The sequence below is a fragment of the Micromonospora chaiyaphumensis genome, assembly GCF_900091435.1.
Taxonomy (GTDB): Bacteria; Actinomycetota; Actinomycetes; order Mycobacteriales; family Micromonosporaceae; genus Micromonospora; species Micromonospora chaiyaphumensis.
Genome location: NZ_FMCS01000013.1, coordinates 1 through 20,242 on the forward strand (window position 1 = coordinate 1; position 20,242 = coordinate 20,242).

The 20,242-nt window shown below is 75.1% G+C and carries 21 protein-coding genes; 14 read left to right on the forward strand and 7 right to left on the reverse strand.

What is annotated here, in order from left to right:
- Window positions 1–317 precede the first annotated feature (317 nt).
- Complete coding sequence (locus GA0070214_RS27650; protein ID WP_091269611.1) at window positions 318–794, forward strand: hypothetical protein; 477 nt, start codon at window positions 318–320, stop codon at window positions 792–794.
- 307 nt (window positions 795–1,101) lie between these two features.
- Here GA0070214_RS27650 and GA0070214_RS27655 read toward each other — a convergent pair whose 3' ends face one another.
- Window positions 1,102–2,076 carry a GlxA family transcriptional regulator gene (locus GA0070214_RS27655; protein ID WP_244167881.1) on the reverse strand — a complete coding sequence of 325 codons (975 nt, stop codon included), beginning with the start codon at window positions 2,074–2,076 and terminating at the stop codon, window positions 1,102–1,104.
- Between the two features lie 70 nt (window positions 2,077–2,146).
- Here GA0070214_RS27655 and GA0070214_RS27660 point away from each other — a divergent pair, with 70 nt between their 5' ends.
- The gene (locus GA0070214_RS27660; protein WP_091269612.1) at window positions 2,147–3,442 is read left to right on the forward strand and encodes an MFS transporter; all 1,296 of its coding nucleotides are present in this window, start codon (window positions 2,147–2,149) and stop codon (window positions 3,440–3,442) included.
- 4 nt (window positions 3,443–3,446) lie between these two features.
- Here the strand turns inward: GA0070214_RS27660 and GA0070214_RS27665 are convergent, their stop codons facing one another.
- The 3 genes from GA0070214_RS27665 to GA0070214_RS27675 are packed head-to-tail and all read right to left on the reverse strand — an operon-like array spanning window position 3,447 to window position 5,019.
- Window positions 3,447–4,166, reverse strand: a complete 720-nt coding sequence (locus GA0070214_RS27665; protein WP_091269457.1) for an RICIN domain-containing protein — start codon at window positions 4,164–4,166, stop codon at window positions 3,447–3,449.
- A 58-nt stretch (window positions 4,167–4,224) separates the two neighbouring features.
- Window positions 4,225–4,509: a DUF427 domain-containing protein gene (locus tag GA0070214_RS27670; protein ID WP_091269458.1), complete on the reverse strand. Its 285-nt coding sequence runs from the start codon at window positions 4,507–4,509 to the stop codon at window positions 4,225–4,227.
- Between the two features lie 39 nt (window positions 4,510–4,548).
- Window positions 4,549–5,019, reverse strand: coding sequence for an aminoacyl-tRNA deacylase (locus tag GA0070214_RS27675; RefSeq protein WP_244167882.1), 471 nt, complete (start codon window positions 5,017–5,019; stop codon window positions 4,549–4,551).
- A gap of 93 nt (window positions 5,020–5,112) precedes the next feature.
- On the opposite strand from GA0070214_RS27675, the gene GA0070214_RS27680 reads away from it, so the two are divergent.
- The 6 genes from GA0070214_RS27680 to GA0070214_RS27705 all read left to right on the forward strand — a co-directional run bounded on the left by GA0070214_RS27680 (window position 5,113) and on the right by GA0070214_RS27705 (window position 10,768).
- On the forward strand, window positions 5,113–6,498 hold the full coding sequence (locus tag GA0070214_RS27680; protein WP_091269460.1) for an FAD-binding oxidoreductase: 1,386 nt from the start codon (window positions 5,113–5,115) through the stop codon (window positions 6,496–6,498).
- Window positions 6,495–7,838 carry a class I SAM-dependent methyltransferase gene (locus GA0070214_RS27685; protein WP_091269461.1) on the forward strand — a complete coding sequence of 448 codons (1,344 nt, stop codon included), beginning with the start codon at window positions 6,495–6,497 and terminating at the stop codon, window positions 7,836–7,838. The genes GA0070214_RS27680 and GA0070214_RS27685 overlap by 4 nt, the downstream gene beginning before the upstream one ends.
- A gap of 92 nt (window positions 7,839–7,930) precedes the next feature.
- A complete protein-coding gene (locus GA0070214_RS27690; RefSeq protein ID WP_091269462.1) occupies window positions 7,931–8,491 on the forward strand; it encodes a winged helix-turn-helix domain-containing protein in 561 nt (186 codons plus the stop codon).
- Window positions 8,484–9,335 carry an SRPBCC family protein gene (locus GA0070214_RS27695; RefSeq protein WP_091269463.1) on the forward strand — a complete coding sequence of 284 codons (852 nt, stop codon included), beginning with the start codon at window positions 8,484–8,486 and terminating at the stop codon, window positions 9,333–9,335. The genes GA0070214_RS27690 and GA0070214_RS27695 overlap by 8 nt, the downstream gene beginning before the upstream one ends.
- A gap of 129 nt (window positions 9,336–9,464) precedes the next feature.
- Window positions 9,465–9,884, forward strand: coding sequence for a hypothetical protein (locus GA0070214_RS27700; RefSeq protein WP_091269464.1), 420 nt, complete (start codon window positions 9,465–9,467; stop codon window positions 9,882–9,884).
- Window positions 9,881–10,768 carry a S1C family serine protease gene (locus GA0070214_RS27705; RefSeq protein ID WP_279615676.1) on the forward strand — a complete coding sequence of 296 codons (888 nt, stop codon included), beginning with the start codon at window positions 9,881–9,883 and terminating at the stop codon, window positions 10,766–10,768. Before GA0070214_RS27700 ends, GA0070214_RS27705 begins: the two co-directional genes overlap by 4 nt.
- Window positions 10,769–10,790: 22 nt before the next feature.
- On the opposite strand, the gene GA0070214_RS27710 is transcribed toward GA0070214_RS27705, so the two are convergent.
- Both GA0070214_RS27710 and GA0070214_RS27715 read right to left on the reverse strand, forming a co-directional pair.
- Window positions 10,791–11,993 (reverse strand): RNA polymerase sigma factor, encoded by a 1,203-nt coding sequence (locus GA0070214_RS27710; protein WP_091269465.1) that lies wholly within the window; start codon window positions 11,991–11,993, stop codon window positions 10,791–10,793.
- A 5-nt stretch (window positions 11,994–11,998) separates the two neighbouring features.
- Complete coding sequence (locus tag GA0070214_RS27715) at window positions 11,999–12,328, reverse strand: YciI family protein (protein ID WP_091269466.1); 330 nt, start codon at window positions 12,326–12,328, stop codon at window positions 11,999–12,001.
- Window positions 12,329–12,447: 119 nt separating this feature from the next.
- Here GA0070214_RS27715 and GA0070214_RS27720 point away from each other — a divergent pair, with 119 nt between their 5' ends.
- The 3 genes from GA0070214_RS27720 to GA0070214_RS27730 all read left to right on the forward strand — a co-directional run bounded on the left by GA0070214_RS27720 (window position 12,448) and on the right by GA0070214_RS27730 (window position 15,524).
- Window positions 12,448–12,681 carry a zinc-ribbon domain-containing protein gene (locus GA0070214_RS27720; protein ID WP_091269467.1) on the forward strand — a complete coding sequence of 78 codons (234 nt, stop codon included), beginning with the start codon at window positions 12,448–12,450 and terminating at the stop codon, window positions 12,679–12,681.
- A 232-nt stretch (window positions 12,682–12,913) separates the two neighbouring features.
- On the forward strand, window positions 12,914–13,993 hold the full coding sequence (locus tag GA0070214_RS27725; RefSeq protein ID WP_091269468.1) for a hypothetical protein: 1,080 nt from the start codon (window positions 12,914–12,916) through the stop codon (window positions 13,991–13,993).
- A gap of 31 nt (window positions 13,994–14,024) precedes the next feature.
- Window positions 14,025–15,524 (forward strand): hypothetical protein, encoded by a 1,500-nt coding sequence (locus GA0070214_RS27730; protein WP_091269469.1) that lies wholly within the window; start codon window positions 14,025–14,027, stop codon window positions 15,522–15,524.
- Between the two features lie 4 nt (window positions 15,525–15,528).
- Here GA0070214_RS27730 and GA0070214_RS27735 read toward each other — a convergent pair whose 3' ends face one another.
- The gene (locus GA0070214_RS27735) at window positions 15,529–16,482 is read right to left on the reverse strand and encodes a S41 family peptidase (RefSeq protein WP_091269470.1); all 954 of its coding nucleotides are present in this window, start codon (window positions 16,480–16,482) and stop codon (window positions 15,529–15,531) included.
- A gap of 56 nt (window positions 16,483–16,538) precedes the next feature.
- Here GA0070214_RS27735 and GA0070214_RS27740 point away from each other — a divergent pair, with 56 nt between their 5' ends.
- The 3 genes from GA0070214_RS27740 to GA0070214_RS27750 all read left to right on the forward strand — a co-directional run bounded on the left by GA0070214_RS27740 (window position 16,539) and on the right by GA0070214_RS27750 (window position 20,227).
- The gene (locus tag GA0070214_RS27740; protein ID WP_208602937.1) at window positions 16,539–17,057 is read left to right on the forward strand and encodes an ArsR family transcriptional regulator; all 519 of its coding nucleotides are present in this window, start codon (window positions 16,539–16,541) and stop codon (window positions 17,055–17,057) included.
- A 130-nt stretch (window positions 17,058–17,187) separates the two neighbouring features.
- Window positions 17,188–19,467, forward strand: coding sequence for a putative bifunctional diguanylate cyclase/phosphodiesterase (locus GA0070214_RS27745; RefSeq protein WP_208602938.1), 2,280 nt, complete (start codon window positions 17,188–17,190; stop codon window positions 19,465–19,467).
- Window positions 19,468–19,594: 127 nt separating this feature from the next.
- Window positions 19,595–20,227 (forward strand): hypothetical protein, encoded by a 633-nt coding sequence (locus GA0070214_RS27750; RefSeq protein ID WP_091269471.1) that lies wholly within the window; start codon window positions 19,595–19,597, stop codon window positions 20,225–20,227.
- The last annotated feature ends 15 nt before the right edge of the window (window positions 20,228–20,242 follow it).

Here is a 20,242-nt window from a genome sequence, read left to right on the forward strand (position 1 = left end):
TGGCAGGACATGCCGCTGACCGAGGCCGCCCAGACCGTGCAGGTCTCGGCCTACCCGGACGCCTACGCCCAGTGGGAGCAGCAGGCCGCCGACATCGTCGCCCACCACTGGAACAGCTGAGCCAACGCGCTGGCCGGCACCCCGAACATGGGGGTGCCGGCCAGCGGCGTCTCCGGATCTTGGCGAGTTGCCGTCCGTCACCAGCGAACGGCAACTTGCCAAGATCGCGACACGTCGGAAGCCCCATCCGGGTGAACGCGGCGGCGTACCCGCGGTGGGGGCGTCGCGGGCGGGGGTTGGATGCGGGCATGGACGAGGTGGACGCCGCGGCGTTGCGGCGGGCGTACGAAGAGGTGCTCGCGGAGGTGGACACGGGCGGGTTCGGGCCGCCCCCGGACGGGGAGTTGAGCGCCGAGCAGATCGTGGCGCACCTCGCCGCCAACGACGAGCTGATGAGCGAGGCGACCGAGGCGGTGCTGGTCGGCTCGCCGTTCGCCTACTACGACCTGGAGACCATCCACCGGCCGCAGCTCGACGCGCTGGTCTCCGAGTGCGGCGGCCTCGACGGGCTCGCTGCGCTGCTCCGGGCCACCAGCCAGAAGCTCTGCGCCCTCGCCGACCGGCTCGGCCCGGCCGCCGAAACCCCTGTCGACACCGTGCTGCGGGAGGGCTTCGACCTCGACGTGGACGATTCCCTGCCCTGGGGCCGGGCGCTCGACCTGCACACCCGCGTCCATCTCCCCATGCACCTGGCTCAGCTCCGCGCCCTCCGCCGCCAGCCCCACCTCGCCTGACCCGCCGAGCGGCCAACGAGGCAGCCCGCCGCCGCGCCTCGCCGCCACCGCGCCGTCCATCGCGCCGCGCCGTCCATCGCGCCGGGCCGCCACCGCACTGGGCCGCCACCCCGCTGGGCCGCCACCCCGCTGGGCCGCCACCGCGCTGGGCCGGCACCGCGCTGGGCCGGCACCGCGCTGGGCCCGGCACCGCGCTGGGCCCGGGCACCGCGCTGGGCCGGCACTCCGCCGCTGTCGCGCGGCGCCACCCCGCGGCCATCGTCGGCGCCGGTCCACCATCCGACCAGCCGCCGGGCGAGGCGCCGGGTCAGGCGGTGGGGCGGAAGGCGCGGCGATAGGCGCTCGGGGCCACCCCGACCCGGGAGTGGAAGTGCTGCCGCAGGGCCGCGGTGGTGCCGAAGCCCGCATGCCGGGCGATCTGGTCGACCGTGAGGTCCGTGGTCTCCAGCAGCACCCGGGCGTGCTCGGTGCGCTGCTGGAGCAGCCACTGCGCCGGGCTGAGCCCGGTCTCCGAGCGGAAGTGCCGGGTGAAGGTGCGCACGCTCATCCGCGCGTGCGCGGCCAGTTCGCGCAGCGCGACCGGTTCGTGCAGCCGCTGCCGCGCCCACTCCCGGGTGGCCGCCGTGCCGGTCTCCGCGGTCTGCGGCACGGGGCGCTCGATGTACTGGGCCTGGCCCCCGTCGCGCCACGGCGGCACGACGCAGCGCCGGGCCGACCGGTTGGCCACCGCGCTGCCGTGGTCGGTGCGGATGACGTGCAGGCAGAGGTCGATGCCGGCGGCCACCCCGGCCGAGGTGAGCACCCCGTGGTCGTCGATGAAGAGCACGTCCGGGTCGAGGTCCACCCGCGGGTGGAACCGGCGGAACCGGTCCGCGTACGCCCAGTGGGTGGTGGCCCGGCGGCCGTCGAGCAGGCCGGCGGCGGCCAGCACGAACGCGCCCGTGCAGATCGACATGATCCGGGCACCCCGGTCGTGGGCGGCGCGCAGCGCGGCCGCCACCGGAGCGTCCAGCGTCCCGTCGGTCAGTGGCGGGCCGTCGTGGATGCCGGGGACGATCACCGTGTCGGCGGAGTCCAGCAGCTCCAGGCCGTGATCGGGAACCACCTGGAAGCCGGCCGTGCTGCGGACGGGCCGGCCGCCCGGGGTGCAGGCCTCGACGCGGTAGAGCGGCGTCAGGTCCCCGGTGCGGGCGGTGCCGAAGACCTGGGACGGGGTGCCCAGGTCGAGGCCGACCACGTCGTCGAGGGCGAGCACCGCGATCCGGTGGGGCGCGACAGTCATGGCCCGATTATTGCGCATGATGGCTTTCCGGCCACTCGTCGCGCCGGCCCGGCCCGCCGAGACTCGGAACGTGACCCGATACCGTCTGCATCCGGCCTGGCTCGTGGCCGGCGTCTCGTTCGTCGCCCTGGTCGGCGCCGCCGGCTTCCGCGCCACCCCCGGGGTGCTGCTGCACCCGCTGCACGCCGAGTTCGGCTGGCCGCTGGCCACCATCTCCGCGGCGGTCTCGGTCAACCTCATGCTCTACGGGCTCACCGCCCCGTTCGCCGCCGCGCTGATGGACCGGTTCGGCATCCGCCGGGTGGTCGCCGGCGCGCTGCTGCTGGTGGCCCTGGGCAGCGCGCTGACCGTGGGCATGACGGCGAGCTGGCAGCTGATCCTCTGCTGGGGCGTACTGGTGGGGCTGGGCACCGGCTCGATGGCGCTGGCCTTCGTGGCGACGGTCACCGGACGCTGGTTCGTCAAGCGCCGGGGCCTGGTCACCGGCGTGCTCACCGCCGGCGGTGCCGCGGGCCAGCTGGTGTTCCTCCCGCTGGTCGCCGTGCTGGTGCGCGACCACGGCTGGCGGGTGGCGGCGCTGGTCGTGGCCGGCGCCGCGCTGGCGGTCGTACCCCTGGTGGTGTGGCTGCTCCGCGAGCACCCGGCGGATCTCGGCCTGCCCGCCTACGGCGCGACCGAGGTGGCGCCACCGACGCCGCCGGCCGGCGGGGCGGCGGCCCGGGCGATCGGCGCGCTCGCCGCCGCGGCGCGGACCCGGCCGTTCTGGCTGCTGGCCGGCGGCTTCGCGATCTGCGGCGCCACCACCAACGGCCTGGTCGGCACCCACTTCGTGCCCGCTGCCCACGACCACGGCCTGCCGGAGACCACCGCGGCCGGCCTGCTCGCCCTGGTCGGGCTCTTCGACATCGTCGGCACGGTCGCCTCCGGCTGGCTCACCGACCGGGTGGACAGCCGGCTGCTGCTCGGCGCCTACTACGCGCTGCGCGGCGCCTCGCTGCTGGTGCTGCCCAGCCTCTTCGCCGACTCCGCGCGGCCGAGCATGCTGGTCTTCATCGTCTTCTACGGCCTGGACTGGGTGGCCACCGTGCCGCCCACCGTGGCGCTGTGCCGGGAGTGGTTCGGCGCGTCCGGCGCGGTGGTCTTCGGCTGGGTGTTCGCCGCCCACCAGCTCGGCGCGGCGCTCGCCGCGACCGGGGCCGGGCTGGTCCGCGACCGGCTCGGCGACTACGCCCCGGCCTGGTACGTGGCCGGCGCCCTCTCGATCGGCGCGGCCGGGCTCTCCCTGCTGCTGCGCCGCCGGGGCGATGAGCCCGCGTTCGCCCTTCCCGTGGCGGTCGGCCGCCGGGCCTGGAGCTACCGGGGCTGACGGGTCAGCCGACCGCCCACTGCTGCTCGGGGGCGCCGTTGCAGGGGGCCTGTTCGAGCTTGCTCCCGGCCTCGGTGCCCGCGTCGTCGACCTGGCCGCACTTGCCGCTGTGCACGGCGACCAGCAGCACCGGGCCGGACCCGGTCGGGTGGAGCTTCCACTGCTGGTTGGCCTGGCCGTTGCAGGACCACTGCACCAGGTCCGTGCCGTCGTCGGTGCCCTGCCCGAACACGTCGAGGCACTTGCCGCTGCTCGCGTTGACGAGCACGTAGGTGTCGGCGGCCACCGGGGTGACCACCCACTGCTGCTCCGGCCCGCCGGTGCAGTCGGCCAGCGCCGCCTTCGCGCCCTCGGGGTCGTCGCCGGTCACCCCGAGGCAGAGGTTCGAGGGGATCCCGCGGATGACCCTCGGGGTGGCCGCGGGGGCCGCCGGTGTGGTCGGCGCGGCGCTCGGCGAGGGCGCCGCCGTCGTGGGGGCGGGCGCCGTCGTGGGCGCGGCCGCGCTCGACTCGCTCTCCGCCGGGGTCGGCACGGCCGCTGCCGGCACCACCGGCTCGTCACCACCGCCGCCGAGCACGCCGGTGGCGAAGAACACCCCCAGGAGTACGCCGACCACGGCGACGCCCAGCGCGATCCGCATCAGCGGGTCCTGCGGCAGCCCGCGGCGGGCCGGCCGGCGGCCGCCGTAGACGGTGCCGGACGGATCGGAGCGTGGGTCGGCCATGGGGGCATCCTGACCCACCGGGGCCGTCGAGGGCCAGTCGCCCCGGCGGCCGGGTGACTCAGTCGACGACCCGCACGTCCTTCCAGAACGCCACCCGGTCGCGCACCATCTCCGCCTCCGGCTTCGGGTCCGGGTAGTACCAGACGGCGTCCGGGCTGGTGGCCCCCGCGTGTTCGAGCGTGTAGTAGGAGGCGGTGCCCTTCCACGGGCAGACCGTGTGGGTGTCGGAGTCGCGGATCAGGTCGTCGCGCAGGGCCGAACGCGGGAAGTAGTGGTTGCCCTCGACCAGCACGGTGTCGTCACTCTCCGCGACGACCAGGTCGTTCCAGACGGCTTTCGGCATGCCCCCACGCTATGCCGGCGTCGGGGCGGCGGCCACCGCTCAGCGCGCCGGTTCCGGATCGGTGACGTCGGCGACCGTCGCGTCGAGCGCGGCGAGGGCGGCGTCGGCGTCGACCGCGACGGCCACCCCGTGCTCGCCCGCGCCGAGGGTGATCTCCCGGCCGCGCAGCCGCTCGTCGGCGACCACGGGCCAGGCCGTGCTGGCGCCGAACGGGGTGATGGTGCCCCGCTCGTAGCCGGTGGCCGCCCGCGCGGCGGCCGCGTCCGGCATGGACATCCGGCTCACCCCGAGCAGCTGGCGCAGCTTCGGCCAGGAGACGACCCGGTCGCCGGGGGTCAGCACGAACAGGTGGTCGTTATCGCCGCGCCGGACCACGATCGTCTTGACCACGTCGGGGACCGCGACGCCGCGCGCCTCCGCCGCCTCGGCCAGGCTGCGCACCGGGCCGTGCCGGATCACCCGGTAGGGCAGGCCGGCGGCGTCCAGGGCGGTGAGCGCGGGGGAGGACATGCCCGCCACGGTAACCCGTGGATCTCCGGGCGGCCTCCAAAAGGCCACCGTGGACATCCCACGAATTGTCGTACCCAGGCGTAAGGTGATCTCATGCACGCTGTCCGTGATCATGAGCGGGCGGTGGACGCGCTGCGACGGTCGTACGCCGCGGTGCCCGCCGGAGAACCCGTACGGCTGGCCAAGCAGACGTCCAACCTCTTCCGACCCCGATCCGCGCCGCGCACCCCCGGCCTGGATGTGAGCGGGCTGACCGGGGTGCTGTCGGTCGATCCGGATGCCCGGACCGCCGACGTGCAGGGCATGTGCACCTACGAGGACCTGGTCGACGCGACCCTGCCGCACAATCTCATGCCGCTGGTCGTGCCGCAGCTGCGCACGATCACCCTCGGCGGGGCGGTGACGGGGCTGGGCATCGAGTCCACCTCGTTCCGCAACGGCCTGCCGCACGAGTCGGTGACCGAGCTGGACATCCTCACCGGGGCCGGCGAGCTGGTCACGGCCCGGCCGGTGGGCGAGCACGCCGACCTGTTCCGGGCCTTCCCCAACTCGATGGGCAGCCTCGGCTACTCCACCCGCCTGCGCATCGAGCTGCAACCGGTCCGCCGCTACGTGGCGCTGCGCAACATCCGGTTCAGCCGGTTGGAGGAGCTGACCGACGCGATCGCCGAGGTGGTCGCGAAGGGCTCCTGGGAGGGTGAGCCGGTCGACGGGATGGACGGGGTGATGTTCAGCCCCGGCGAGGCCTACCTGCTGCTCGCCACGTTCACCGACGAGGCCGACGGCCCGCCGAGCGACTACACCGGGCAGGACATCTACTACCGCTCGCTGCGCCGGCGCACCCGCGACGTCCTCACCACCTACGACTACCTGTGGCGCTGGGACACCGACTGGTTCTGGTGCTCGGCGGCGTTCGGGGTGCAGCACCCGGTGATCCGCCGGCTCTGGCCGCAGCGCTACCGGCGCAGCGACTTCTACCACCGGCTGGTGCGGCTGGAGCACCGGCACCAGGTGGCCGCCCGGATCGACCGCTGGCGGGGCCGGCCGCCCCGGGAGCGGGTCGTGCAGGACGTGGAGATCCCGCTCGCCGGCACCCCGGACTTCCTGCGCTGGTTCGCCCGGACGGTGCAGATGACGCCGGTGTGGCTCTGCCCGCTGCGGCTGCGGGAGCCGGCCGGCCCGGGATCCGCCCGGGCCTGGCCGCTGTATCCCCTCCAACCGGGCGAAACCTATGTGAACATCGGTTTCTGGGGGAGCGTGCCGATCGCCGAGGGCGCCGCCGACGGCGACGTCAACCGGGAGATCGAACGCGCGGTGTCGGAGACGGGCGGGCACAAGTCGCTCTACTCCGACGCGTACTACGACCGGGCGGCGTTCGACCGGCTCTACGGCGGGGAGACCTGGCGCGCCGTGAAGGAACGCTACGACCCGGACCACCGGCTGACCGGACTGTACGAGAAGGCGGTAGCGCGAGCATGAGTCTGACCGACCGAACTCCCGGGGCGGCGAGTGCCCCGGCCGGCCCGCCGGCGGGGGGCCGGCGTGGCGGACCGACCGTGGCGGATGTGGTCCGCGCGGTCACCACGGGCGACCTGCCCGTGCGCATCACCGGATACGACGGCAGCGCGGTGGGCCCGGCCGACGCCGGGATGACCCTGGCGATCCGCACCGAGCGCGGGCTGTCCTACCTGCTCACCGCCCCGGGCGACCTGGGCATGGCCCGGGCCTACGTGAGCGGCGACCTCGGGCTGGAGGGCGTCCACCCGGGCGACCCGTACGAGGCGTTGCGGGTACTCAAGGACGAGATGCCCCTGCGGATGCCGCCGGTGGGCGAGGCGCTCGCCCTAGTCAAGGGCCTCGGCTGGGAGCGGCTGCTGCCTCCGCCGCCTCCGCCGCAGGAGGCCGCCCCGCGCTGGAAGCGGGTGGTCAACGGGCTGCGCCACTCCCGGACCCGGGACAGCAACGCCATCTCCCACCACTACGACGTCTCGAACGCCTTCTACGAGAAGGTGCTCGGCCCGTCGATGACGTACACCTGCGCGGTCTTCCACAGCCCCACCGACACGCTGGAGGAGGCGCAGCGGGCCAAGTACGACCTGGTCGCCGGCAAGCTGGCGCTGAAGCCCGGGATGCGGTTGCTCGACGTCGGCTGCGGCTGGGGCGGCATGGTCCGGCACGCGGCGCGCGAGTACGGCGTGAAGGCGCTCGGCGTCACCCTGTCGCGGGCGCAGGCCGAGTGGGCGCAGGCCGCCATCGAGCGGGAGGGGCTGGGTGAGCTGGCCGAGGTGCGCCACCTCGACTACCGGGACGCCCCGCGCGAGCAGTTCGACGCGATCTCCTCGATCGGGCTGACCGAGCACATCGGGGTGCGCAACTACCCGGCCTACTTCGGGGCGCTGCGCAGCCGGCTCAAGCCGGGCGGCCGGCTGCTCAACCACTGCATCACCCGGGCGGACAACCGGGCCCCGCACCGCTCCGGCGCGTTCATCGACCGGTACGTCTTCCCCGACGGCGAGCTCGCCGGCCCGGGCCGCCTGATCAGCGAGATCCACGACGCCGGGCTGGAGGTGCACCACGAGGAGAACCTGCGCCAGCACTACGCGCTGACGCTGGCCGGCTGGTGCCGCAACCTCGTCGAGCACTGGGACTTCTGCGTCGGCGAGGTGGGCGCGGGCACCGCCCGGGTCTGGGGGCTCTACATGGCCGGCTCCCGGATGGCCTTCGAGCGCAACGGCATCCAGCTGCACCAGGTGCTCGCCACGCACAACGGCCCGGAGGGCGTGAACGGCTACCCGCTGCGTCCCGACTGGACGCCCTGACGGTTCCCGTCCCACGAAAGGCCGCGCGATCCGCGCGGCCTTTCGTCGAACCTATTGACAAAGAAGTTTTGTACGTACAAACTGATTTTGCCATGAGAGACGTCCTGTACCTGGAAGAGCGCGAGCAGGCCGAAGCCCTGCTCAAGCCGCAGCGCATCGAGGTGCTGCGGCAACTCGCCGAGCCCCGCACCTGCACCGAGATCGCGGCCCGGCTGGAGCAGACGCCGCAGCGCGTCTACTACCACGTCAAGCAACTGGTTGCTGCCGGGCTGGCCGAGCAGGTCGCCGAGCGGCGGGTGCGCGGCATCAGCGAGGGCATCTACCAGGCCGTCGCGCGGTCCTACTGGCTCTCGCCGCGGCTGGTCGGCCGGATCGGCGGGGCACGCCGGGCGCAGGACGAGCTGAGCCTGGGCTACCTGCTCGATCTCATGGAGGAGGTCCAGGCGGACATCGCCGCGCTGGACCGCACCGCCCCCGAGTTGCCGTCGATCGGTGTCTCCGGCGAGATCCGGGTGCCCGCCGAGCGGCGGCAGGAGTTCCTGCACGACCTGCAGTCGACGCTGCAGGACCTTTTCACGCGCTACGGCGGCGCCGAAGGGGACGCCTTCAAGCTCGCCGTGGCCTGCTACCCGAAGGGCGACAACCATGAGTGACCTGCTGACCGTCCGGGCCCGCCTCGCCGCCCCGGTCGAGACCGTGCGCCGCGCGCTGACCGACCCGGCCGAGCTGCGCGTCTGGCTCGCCGAGCACGCCGAGGTCGAGCTGCCCCGGCGCTACGAGTTCTGGGGCCGCCACACGCCGGAGGGCGCCGAGCCGCACCAGCGCCTGCTGCACGCCGACGAGCGGACGCTGCGCTTCGCCTGGACGCTCGACGGGGTGGAGACCACCACCGAGTTCGAGCTGACGCCGGAGGACAAGGACACCCTGCTGACCCTGCGGCAGAGCCACTTCAGCTTCGAGGAGGCGATGAGCGGCAGCAGCATCCGCGGGGTCCTGCAGACCTTCTGGGCGCTCTCGATCGCCAACCTCAACGCCCACCTGGAGGGACGTCCGCTGCTGCCGCGCACCGACTTCACCTCCGCCGACCTGCGCGGCGAGGTGCTCATCGACGCGCCGATGGACAAGGTGTGGACCTCGCTCACCGACTCCGAGCAGGCCAGCGCCTGGTTCGGCTTCCCCATCGGCATCGAGCCCTGGGTCGGCGGCCGCTACGCCATGGGCGGCTTCGACGCCGGCTACGCGGCCAAGGTGGTCGACCTGACGCCGGGCAAGGCGCTCTCCGTCGACTGGGGACCGACCGGCGTCAGCACCTGGGAGCTGGCCGAGTCCGGCGGCCGGACGAAGCTGACCTTCGTGCAGTCCGGCTTCGACGCGAGCAACCCCCCGTACGCGGCCTGGACCGGGAGCGTGGCCGGCCTCGCCGAGCTGCGCCGCTTCCACGAGATGGCCGACTGGCAGCCGATCTGGCTGGCCGAGGAGATGCCCAGCAACGCCTGAGCCCCCCGGGTGCCCTGGTCCCGCCCGCTCCCGGCGGAACCAGGGCACACCGGAACTCCACAGGTAGGGCACAAGGCAGCCCCAGATCCCCGCGCCACGGTGGAGTCATCACCGAAGCGAGGAGGATCCATGCGCAGCACCGACCCGACCGCCCCCACCGTCACCGTGCTCGGCGACCCCGGCCGGATCGCCGGGCTCGCCCGCCGGCTGTCCACCGCCTGGCGGGTGCGTCACACCGCGAGCCTCGACCACGTACAGCCCGGCGAGCTGGTGCTGCTGGTCCACCCCGTGGTGGCGGCGGTCGCGCGGACCCGCCGGGCGTTGCCGGCCGGGTGCGCCCTGGCCGTCCTCGTTCCCGGCGACGCCGACACCGCCACCATCGCCGACGTGCTGCTCGCCGGCGCTGACGTCTGCGTCCGCGACGGCTCCACCGCCATCCTGGCCGGTCATCTCGTCGCCTGTCACCGGCGGCTGAGCCGGGCGCCGTCACCCGGGGTCGACCGCGACCCGGTCCCGGCCGGCGCCCGCCCGACGGCGGTGGCCCGATGACCGACACGATGGCCCGCCCCGCCGCTGCCGTCCCCGCGCCGGCCCCGGCCGAACCGCCGGAGCCCGGTTCCGGCGCCGGCTGGCCGCCCGTCGCGCCGCCGCCGGCGCCGGCCGATCCGGAGACGGTTCCGCCGCCCCGCACCCGGCGAACGGCCCGCCGGGTCGTCGCGGCCGGCGCCGCGCTGGCGCTCATGCTCGGCGGAGGCGCCTCCGGCGCGCTGGTCACCGACCGGCTGCTCGACGACGGGACGGTCGCCACGGCGGTCCGGGTCGTCCCCGCCTCGACCAGCACGATCGACAGCCTCTCGGCGGTGGTCGCCGGGGTGTCGCCGAGCATCGTCACGGTCACCGCCACCGGCACCGGCGGCACCAGCCTCGGCTCGGGCGTCGTCCTCGACGCCGACGGGCTGATCCTGACCAACGCGCACGTGATCTCCTCCGGCGGCAGCCTCGCCGTCGAGCTGGCCGACGGGCGTACCGCCCCGGCCACCCTCGTCGGCAGCGACACCGGCGCGGACATCGCGCTGCTGCGCGTCGACGGGCTCACCGGGCTCACCCCGGCGACGCTCGGCTCCGACGCCACCCTTCGCGTGGGCGACCCGGTGGTGGCCTTCGGCAGCCCGCTCGGGCTGGAGGGGACCGTGACCTCCGGCATCGTCTCCGCCCTGGACCGCTCGGTGGACGACATGAGCGGCCTCATCCAGACCGACGCCGCGATCAACCACGGCAACTCCGGCGGCGCGCTGGTCGACACCGCCGGCCGGGTGGTCGGCATCAACGTCGCCATCGCCACCACCGGCCAGGACGAGGGCAGCATCGGGCTCGGCTTCGCCATCCCGGTCGACACCGTCCGCGCCGTCGTCGAACGCCTCACCCAGCAGTAGGGAAGGGCCGCCTCCTGACGTCTCAGGAGGACAGTTCGGCGGCCCGGCGCAGCAGCGCCCGCCGTTCCGGATCGGAGCGGACCGCCTCGGCGGCGGCCCGGAACAGCGCGGCGGCGCGCACCGGGTCGCCGCGGCGGGCGGTCAACTCGGCCTCGGCGGCCACCGCCGGCGGGTAGCCGTCGAGCGCGCCGCCGGCCCGGGCCTCGGCGAGCAGGGCCAGCCCGGCGGCAGGCCCGTACGCGAACCCGTGTGCCACCGCCCGGTTGAGCCGGACCACCGGGGTCGGCTGGTGCGCGAGCAGCGCGTCGTAGCAGCCGGCGATGGCCGGCCAGTCGGTCTCGGCGGCGGTCGGTGCGGTGGCGTGCACGGCGGCGATGCGGGCCTGGAGGGCGTACGGGCCGTCGCCGGCCCGGTCCAGCAGCGCGACGCCCTCCGCGATGGCGGCCCGGTCCCACCGGGCGCGGTCCTGCTGGTCGAGGGTGCGCAGGTCGCCGGACGGGTCACGGCGGGCCGCCCGGCGGGAGTGGTGCAGCAGGAACAGGGCGAGCAGCCCGGCCGCCTCCGGCTGGTCCGGCAGGAGCGTGTGCAACAGCCGGGCCAGCCGGATCGCCTCGGCGGCGAACGCGGGCTCGCCGTCGGCGTCGTACCCCCGGGTGAAGAGCAGGTAGAGCACGCCCAGCACGCCCGGCAGGCGCTCGACCAGCGCGGGCCCGGTCGGCACCCGGTACGGGACACCGGCCGCGGCGATCCGGGCCTTGGCCCGGGTGAGCCGGCGGGTCATGGTCGACTCGGTGACCAGGAAGGCGCGGGCGATGTCGGCGGTCGGCACCCCGGCTACCGTGCGCAGGGTCAACGCCACCCGGGCCTCCAGCGCCAGCGCCGGGTGGCAGCAGGTGAAGATGAGCCGGAGCCGGTCGTCCACCACGTCTCCCTCCGGTCGTGCGGGCGCGGGATCGGTCAGCAGCGCCAGGTCGCGCAGCTTGCGGCGTTCCACGCTCGCCCGGCGCAGCACGTCCACGGCCCGGTTGCGGGCGGCGGTCATGAGCCACCCGCCCGGGTTGTCCGGCACGCCCTGCCGGGGCCAGCGCTCCAGCGCCGCCGCGAGGGCCTCCTGGGCGCAGTCCTCGGCGAGGGTCCAGTCGCCGGTGACGCGGATCAGGGCGGCCACGATCCGCGGGTACGCCTCAGCACCCGCGTCGGCGACCGCCCCGGCCGCGTCGGTCACGCGGATCAGTCCTCCACCAGCGGGCGCAGTTCGATGCGCCCGGCGTAGGCCATCGGGTGGGCGCGGGCCACCTCGACGGCCTCGTCCAGGTCGGCGCACTCCAGCAGGTCGAAGCCCACGATGACCTCCTTGGTCTCGGCGAACGGGCCGTCGCTGAGCAGCAGTTCGCCGTCGCGGACCCGGACCGTGGTGGCGGCCGAAGGGGGTGCGAACCGGCTGCCGGTCAGCCGCTGGCCGTTGGCGTCCCGCTCGGCCACCCACTTCTCGATGTCGGGCGCCGCGTCCGGGTTGCGGTCGGGCTGGGTGTCGGTGCAGACGAGCATCATGTACTTCATCGCTTCACTCCTGTCTGTCGTGCTTCCAACCACCCTGACGAACGGGCACCGCGCATCCGGACAGCCGTGGCAAAAATATCGGTGGTGATTTCCGGGGCCCGGCGGGGTAATGCCGGGCGATGTTCTTCATCTTCGGGCTCCGGACCAAGGTCGACCGGTCCGGCGTGGTCACCCAGGTCTGCCGCAACTGCGGCAACCGGGCCGCCCAGGTCATCACCCGGCGCGCCACGAAGTTCACCCTCTTCTTCATCCCGCTGATCCCCGTGCGCACCCGCTACGCGCAGCAGTGCACCTTCTGCGGCGCGGAGTACGAGGTCTCCCGGGCCGAGGCCGAGCGCCTCCCGGTCGGCTGACCGTGGCCCGTTTCCTCTGCTGGCTGATCGGCCGCCAGCCGGTCACCCCGCCGGCCGCGCCGGTGCACACCGTCTCCCGGCCGCCGTGCACGCCCGGTCGCCGGCACCACCGCCGCACCCGGCCCACGGCGGGCGCCCAGTCGCCCCGCTCACCCTGGAACCGGTCCGCCGGCCGCTAGCGGTGGGGCGCGGCGGCGGCCGTGGCGGCGGGCAGCGCCTATCCTGGCGGATCATGACGGACACCGCGCAGCGCCTGGCCGAGATCCGGGGTGGCGTGCCGCCCCGGCGGCACAACGCCCGCACCATCGCCGCGCTGACCGGCAACCCCGGCTGCACCCGCCGTGCCGTGCTGGACAGCGCCGGGGTCGACAAGCCGAAGCTGGCCGAGCGGGTCGGCTTCCCGGCCCGGTTCGGCCAGTCCCGCTTCGCCATCACCCGGGGCAACGCGTTCGAGGCCCAGGTGAAGGCCGACGGCGGCGCGGAGCTGCTGCGCCTGGTCGCGGAGCGGCTGGGCGTGCCGGTGCCGGACGGCGCCACCTGGACCGACCTGGGCGGTGACGAGGACCGGCCGGAACGGTCCCGCGCCGCGCTCACCGCGCCCGGGGACGGGCCGGCGCTGTTCGACCACCCGCTGCTCGGCCTGGACGTCGCCGGCCGCCGGGTGCACCTGGAGCCGGACCTGGTGGCCGCCCGGCTCGCCGGCCGCTTCCACGTCGTGGAGGTCAAGTCCTTCCCGGTCATCGACGGCCAGGCCGACCCGGCCAAGGTCGCGGCCGCGGCGATCCAGTCCGCCGTCTACGTGCTGGCGCTGCGCGACCTGCTCGCCGCCGACGGCCAGGACCCGGACCTCGTCTCGCACGAGGTGGTCCTGGTCTGCCCGCGCGACTTCGCCAACCGGCCGGTGGCCAGCCTCCTCGACGTGCGCAAGCAGTTGCTGGTGCTGCGCCGCCAGCTCGACCGGATGGCGCGGATCGACGACCTGCTCGCCGCCGTGCCGGCCGGGTTCACCGCCCAACTGACCGCCGACCCGGCCACGCTGGCCGGCGCGCTCACCGGCGTCCCGGCCAACTACGCGCCGGACTGCCTGGCCGCCTGCGAGCTGGCGTACTTCTGCCGGCACGAGGCGCGCGGCCACACCGGCGCGCTGGGCCGGCCGGTCCGCGAGGCGCTGGGCGGCGTCGCCGAGGTGGCCGAGGTGCTGGCGCTCGCCGAAGGCGTTCGCGCCCCCGAACCGGAGCAGGCGGAGGCCGCCGCGCTGCTGCGCGCCGCCGCGCGCCTGCGCGCCGACGCCCTCACGGGCCACCCCGCATGAGTACGCCCCGACGCCCCGCCCGGAGGATCCGGTGAGCACGCTGCGTGCCCTCGCTCAGGCGCAGGCGGTCGCCGCCGGGGTGGCCCAGCCGGTGGCCACGGTCCGGCACCTGCACCTGTCCGACCGCCCGCTGGTGCTGGTGCCGCTCGCCCTGGCCGGCGAGGCGAACGCCCCGCTCGCGGCCCTGGTCGGCGCCGCGCCCGACGAGGCGCGGCTGCTGGTCGTGCCGCAGCCCCGCAACCGGGACCAGCGCTTCGCGTTCGCGGCCGAACTGGCCGGGATCGTGCTGCCCTACCTCGACGAGTTCCGGGACCGGACCGAGGCGGTGCCGGTCGACCGGGGCAGGGACGTCCGGCACCGCTACGTCGACGCCCCGCAGGTGCTGGTGCCGAACCCGGCCGGGATCACCTTCCTGCGGCTGTTCGGCCGCTCCACCCGGTTCCGCCGGCCCGACGGCGAGCACCCGGTGCATCCGTCCGTGCCGCTGCTCGGCCGCTGGCTGACCTTCTTCGCCGAACGTGCCGAGCACCCCGGCTCGGCGGCGCTCGTGGCGCTGACCGAGGCGCTGACCCTGCACTGGGCGACCGGGCAGAGCGCCGTGGAGGACCTGCACCTGCCCGCGCTGCTGGGCTGGCTCGACCCGCCGCCCGGGCTGACCGGCGCCGAGGCGGCCGCCCGCGCCGAGGACCCGGCCCGCTGCCCGCCGGCCGGCCCGGCCACCGACCCGGACTTCGACAACCACCGGCTCGCGCCCGCCATCGAGGCGTACACCCGGGCGGAGGACGACCCGGCTGCCCGCGCGGCCGCGTACGCGGAGCTGGAACGGCTGCTGCGCGACCAGCTGACGCCCACCTGGGAGCTGATGTGGCGCGGCGTCGGGTTGCTCCGCGCGCTGCCGCCCGGCGCGCGGGTCGCCGGCCGCTGGGACGGCGACAAGGACGCCTTCACGGCGCACGCCGAGCACGTCGACGCGGGCGGCGGCCCGCAGCCCCGCCGGGACGGCGCGGTGGCCGCGGCCGCGCGCCTGCACCGGCTGGAGCGGGCGCTCGCCTCCTACGCGGTCCAGCGCGCCTACGACGACCCGCTGGTCATGGCCGAGCACCGGCTGACCGGGGAGGCGTTCGTGGGCGACGTGACCCTGGCCGACCCGAAGCGGGTGGACGACACCGGCAGACGGCCGGTGCTGCGCCCGCGGATCCAGGTGGTCACCACCGAGCCGGTGCTCGTGCCGGTCGGCGCGACGCTTCACTCGCCGGCCCGGCCGGGCCAGAAGGCGAAGGTCGTCTTCGTGACCCCGGCCGCGGACGGCAAGACCGAGGTGGTGCTGGAGCTGTCCGGCGGGATGGGCCGCGGGCTGACCGCCGCCCCCGGCAGCGTGCCGGAGGTGGGGGAGCGGCTCTGCCTCACCACCCTGTCGGACGGCTTCCTGCCGGCCGGCGCCTTCCCCGCCCCGGAGGAGACCCCGTGGACCCACGGCGGCCCCCCGGCCGGGGCGCCCGCGCCCGACGCCTCCGCCGAGGAGTGGTCCTGACGCGTCAGCCGAGGGCGGCCAGGGCGTCGCGCGCCTCGGCGGCCGCCGGCCCCTGACGGTCCGCCGCCAGCAGGGCCTCCAGCGCCCTCCGGTACGCGACGTCGCGCGCCGCCCCGGCCGGCGTCTCGACGTCGGGGACGACCCCGCAGCCCTCCCAGTTGGTGCCGCTGACCGCGTTGACCGGCCGGGCCACCGGCACGGTCAGCTCCAGGTGCGGGTGCAGCCGGTGCCCGATCCGCGGGTGCGCCCCGCCCCGGGTCCGCTCGCCGACGACGGTGCCCCGGCCGAGCTGCTGAAGGTCGTACGCCAGCTCCTCGCCGCCGGAGAACGTCTCCGGGCCGGTCAGCACGTGCACCGGCTTGTCCGGGGCGTAGCGGGGCACGGGCAGCCAGGCGGCGCTCCAGTACTGGTGGGTGGTGCCGGCCCGCTCGTGCATGGTGTGCAGGTGGGCCGGCTCGGCGAAGAACCAGCCGCAGACCAGGGCCACCATGTCCGGGCTGCCGCCCCGGTTGCCGCGCAGGTCGAGCAGGAGCGCGTCGGTGCCGGCGAGCAGCCGCAGCGCCGCGACCACGAGGTCACCGGCGAGCTGCGGCGGGAAGAGGTAGGGCGCGATCTCCAGCAGCCCCACGTTGCCGGGCAGCCGCTCCACCCGGGCCACACCGCCCATGGTGCGCGCGGCGAGCTGGACGAACTGCTCCTCGGCCGGGTCGCCGGCGATGTCGGCCAGGGGCGTCTCGTGGTGCTTGAGCCGCAGGTGCAGGTCGCCGTTGGCCTCCTGCAGGTCGGCGGTGACCAGCGCGCCGAGCGCCGCCGCGTCGGTCGCGGCGGCGTAGGCCCCCGCGCGGAGCCGGTCACCGAGGTGGGCGGCGATCCGGCCGGCGACCTCGGGAAAGACGTACTGCTCGGCGACCAGCTTCGCGGCCCGCTCGACGATTTCGGTGATCTCATCCTGCTGCATGTCCCGAGTAGAGCAGCCCGGTTGACAAAGCGTCAAGAGAATTGGACGCTTTGACGGTGAAGCACGAGACCGAGCTGGAGGTCCGCACCCCGGCCCACTTCAAGGCGCTGGCCCACCCGTTCCGGCACCGGCTGCTCTTCGCGCTCGGGTCCGGGCCGGCCACCATCAGCCAGCTCGCCGCCGCACTCGGTGCGGCCAAGGGCACCGTCGCCCACCACCTCAAGGTGCTCACCGAGGCCGGCATGGTCCGCACCGCGCACACCCGCCAGGTCCGCGGCGGCACCGAGCAGTACCACGAGCGCGCCTTCCGCCGCCTGACCGGCGAGACGGTCGACGCCGGTGCCACCAGCGCCCTGTTCGGCGCGGTCGCCGAGGAACTGGCCGGCGACCCCGACCCGCTGCTGCACCTGCGCCACCTGCGGCTCACCCCCGCCCAGGCGCAGCGGCTCCGGGCCACCCTCGACACGCTGGTCGGCGACGCCGAGGAGGCCGACGCGGACCAGCCCCGGTACGGCGTCCTGGTCTCCCTCTACCGCCACGGCGGCCCCACGCAGCCCGGCCCGTCGGGGCGCTGACCCACGCCGAACGGCCCTGGCGGCGGCACCGGGGCCTGACTAGGCTTGCGCCGTCCGCAACCCGGTCCTCACCGTCGAGGGTGCACGCCAGAGAGAGAGCCGGAGCGAATCCGTTGTACCGCAGCACGACGTGAGCCTCGCCGCCGTGGCGCCGGCCCGTCGCACGCTCTCCGGCCGTGTCGGGCTCGTCGCGGCCGCCCTCGTCGTACTCGGGGAAGCGGTGTGGCTGGTGGCCCGCCTGCCCGGCGGAGCCCTCGTCAGCGACCTCGGCGCCGTGGCGCTGTCGAGCTGGGCGGCGGTGGCCTGCACGCGCGCGGCCCGGCGGCACCCCGCCCCGCTGCGCCGGTTCTGGGTCCTGCTCGCGGCCACCATGGTCCTCGCGGCGCTCGGCCGGACGGTGTGGACGATCGAGCGGCTGGGCGGGCGCGAACTGCCGCACACCGCGCTGGTCGGCGGGCTGTTCACCGCCGGCATCGTCACCGGCACCGCCGCGCTGCTCTGCTCCACGGCCGCCCCCCGCAGCCTCGTCGGGCAGGCCCGCACCCTGCTCGACGGGGTGATCGTCGCGCTGGCCCTCATCCCGATCGCCTGGGTGGTGGTGTTCCGCGACCTCGCCGCCGCCGACCTGGCCGATCCGCTGCGCACCTTCGGGCTGCTCTACCCGATGCTCGACCTGATGCAGCTCACCATCCTGGTGGCGGTCGCCGGGCCGGGCCGTCCGATGTGGCGGGCGCTGACCGTCATCGGGATCGGCCTGGCCACCCGCGCCGCCGCCGACGCCGTCTACGTCTCGCTCGTGGCCCACGGCAGCTACGCCCCCGGCCACCCGATCGACGTCTGCTGGCCGCTGAGCTACCTGCTCGTGGGCCTCGCCACCCGCTACCCGCCGCCGCCCTCCTGCGAGGGGGAGGAGGAGACCGGCGAGTCGCCGCTGCCACCGTGGTGGCGGGTCGCGCTGCCCTACCTGCCGGTGGGCGGCGCGATCGTCGCCGTGGTCCTCGCCCGCCGGCCCACCGGGCAGACCCCGCACCTCATCTTCCTCGGCATGATGACGCTGCTCGGCGTCCTCGCGCTGCGCCAGGGGCTGGCCGCCAACGAGAACCTGCGGCTGGTCGCCCGGCTGCGCCGGCTCGCGTACTCCGACCAGCTCACCGGCCTGCCCAACCGGCTGACCTTCACCCGGCGGCTGCGCCGGGCGCTGCGCGACGGCGGGCCCGTCGCCGTGCTGCTGCTCGACCTGGACGGGTTCAAACAGGTCAACGACCGCTTCGGGCACGCCGCCGGCGACCGGCTGCTGAGCACCATCGCCGAGCGGATGCGGGACGCCATCGGCCCCGACGGCATGATCGCCCGCCTCGGCGGCGACGAGTTCGCCGTGCTGGTCGCCGGGGACCGGCCGGTGCCGCCCGAGCGGCTCGCCGTCCGGCTGCTCGCCGCCCTCGAACCGCTGCCCGGCGAGGAGGACCTGGGCGTGCACCCCTCGGCCAGCATCGGCATCGCCGAGTACGGCCCGCAGCACACCTCCCACACCGACCTGCTCCGCGACGCCGACATCGCCATGTACGCGGCCAAGGCCGCCGGCAAGTCCGCGTACCGGACCTGCACGCCGCAGCTGCGGGAGTCGGCCGTGACCCGGGCCGAGCTGATCGCCGACCTGCGCCGCGCGGTCGACGAACGGCAACTGCTCATGGAGTTCCAGCCCATCGTCGACCTGTCCACCGGCGCGGTCCGCAGCGCCGAGGCGCTGGTGCGCTGGCGGCACCCCCGGCTCGGCGTGCTCACCCCGGCGCGGTTCCTCCCGCTGGCCGAGGAGACCGGGCTGATCCTGGCCGTCGACCGGTGGGTCATCCACGAGGCGTGCCGTGCGGCGGCCACCTGGCGCGACCACGCCCCCGAGGTCACCGTGGCGGTCAACATCGCCGCCGCCCACCTGCGCCGGCCCGACCTCATCGCCACCGTCACCGAGGCGCTGGGCGCGGCCGGCCTGCCGCCCCGCGCGCTCACCCTGGAACTCACCGAGTCGGCGCTCATCGAGGGCAGCGAGGCCGTGCTCGACCGGCTGACCCAGCTCCGCGACCTCGGGGTCGGCATCGCCATCGACGACTTCGGCACCGGCTACTCCTCGCTGAGCTACCTGCACCGCATCCCGGCCACCGAGCTGAAGATCGACCGGTCCTTCGTGGCCCGCCTCGACGCCGACGACGCGCGGGCGTACGCCACCGTGGAGATGGTCAACCGGCTGGCCGGCGCCTTCGACCTGGCCGTGGTGGCCGAGGGCGTGGAGACCGGTGACCAGCACGCCGCGGTGGCTGCGATCGGCTGCCTGCACGGCCAGGGCTGGCGCTACGGCCGCCCGGTCGCCCTGCCCGACCTGCTCCACGCGCTCGCCCCGGTCGACGCGGCCCGCTGACCGGCCCGGCCCGCGGCGGGTCGAAGGTCCCGGGCAGGCGGGGGGTTCGGCCCTGCCGGCGGTGCCGCACCCGCCGCCACGATGGTGTCGCAACCAACGAGAGACACCATCCACACGGGAGCCAGAGATGAAGCGACGGACGCTCGACCTGTTGTTCAGCATCGGTGGGCTGGGCCTCGCGGTCCTGCTGCTCGTCGTGGGCGTCGTCCTGACGACGAACGCCAACTTCGCCAACCGCTACGTGCACGACCAGCTTGCCGCCCAGCACATCAGCTTCACCCCGGTCGACAAGCTCAGCAACGAGGAGAAGAAGGCGGACTGCCTGCGCGAGTACGCCGGCCAGCCGCTCACCACCGGCAAGCAGGCCGAGTGCTACGCCAACGAGTACATTGGCCTGCACCTGACGTCGATCGGCGGCGGCAAGACGTACGCCGACCTGGGCGCCCCGCAGACCGCGCTGCGCGAGCAGGTGGCGCAGGCCGAGCAGGCCAAGGCCGCCAACCTGGCCGACCTGCAGAAGCAGCTCGCCGACGTCACCGCCCAGCGGGAGACCGTGTTCAAGGGCGAGACGCTGCGCGGCCTGCTGCTCACGTCGTACGGGTTCAGTGAGTTCGGCCGCAAGGCCGAGCAGGGCGCCCTGGCCATGTACCTCGGCGCGGCGCTGCTCCTGCTGCTCTCGGTCGCCGGCCTGGTGCACGCCTTCCGGACCCCGGCCACCGCGACGTTCGCCGCCCCGGAGAGGGAGCGGGTCACCACCTGACCCGGCCCCCGATCG

Coding starts and splice junctions, on each gene's coding strand:
- GA0070214_RS27700 (WP_091269464.1), top strand. CDS start 9,465: ATGCGCAGCACCGACCCGACCGCCCCCACCGTCACCGTGCTCGGCGAC.
- GA0070214_RS27670 (WP_091269458.1), bottom strand. CDS start 4,509: ATGCCGAAAGCCGTCTGGAACGACCTGGTCGTCGCGGAGAGTGACGAC.
- GA0070214_RS27715 (WP_091269466.1), bottom strand. CDS start 12,328: ATGAAGTACATGATGCTCGTCTGCACCGACACCCAGCCCGACCGCAAC.
- GA0070214_RS27695 (WP_091269463.1), top strand. CDS start 8,484: ATGAGTGACCTGCTGACCGTCCGGGCCCGCCTCGCCGCCCCGGTCGAG.
- GA0070214_RS27665 (WP_091269457.1), bottom strand. CDS start 4,166: ATGGCCGACCCACGCTCCGATCCGTCCGGCACCGTCTACGGCGGCCGC.
- GA0070214_RS27655 (WP_244167881.1), bottom strand. CDS start 2,076: ATGACTGTCGCGCCCCACCGGATCGCGGTGCTCGCCCTCGACGACGTG.
- GA0070214_RS27705 (WP_279615676.1), top strand. CDS start 9,881: ATGACCGACACGATGGCCCGCCCCGCCGCTGCCGTCCCCGCGCCGGCC.
- GA0070214_RS27685 (WP_091269461.1), top strand. CDS start 6,495: ATGAGTCTGACCGACCGAACTCCCGGGGCGGCGAGTGCCCCGGCCGGC.
- GA0070214_RS27750 (WP_091269471.1), top strand. CDS start 19,595: ATGAAGCGACGGACGCTCGACCTGTTGTTCAGCATCGGTGGGCTGGGC.
- GA0070214_RS27735 (WP_091269470.1), bottom strand. CDS start 16,482: ATGCAGCAGGATGAGATCACCGAAATCGTCGAGCGGGCCGCGAAGCTG.
- GA0070214_RS27675 (WP_244167882.1), bottom strand. CDS start 5,019: ATGTCCTCCCCCGCGCTCACCGCCCTGGACGCCGCCGGCCTGCCCTAC.
- GA0070214_RS27720 (WP_091269467.1), top strand. CDS start 12,448: ATGTTCTTCATCTTCGGGCTCCGGACCAAGGTCGACCGGTCCGGCGTG.
- GA0070214_RS27690 (WP_091269462.1), top strand. CDS start 7,931: ATGAGAGACGTCCTGTACCTGGAAGAGCGCGAGCAGGCCGAAGCCCTG.
- GA0070214_RS27680 (WP_091269460.1), top strand. CDS start 5,113: ATGCACGCTGTCCGTGATCATGAGCGGGCGGTGGACGCGCTGCGACGG.
- GA0070214_RS27725 (WP_091269468.1), top strand. CDS start 12,914: ATGACGGACACCGCGCAGCGCCTGGCCGAGATCCGGGGTGGCGTGCCG.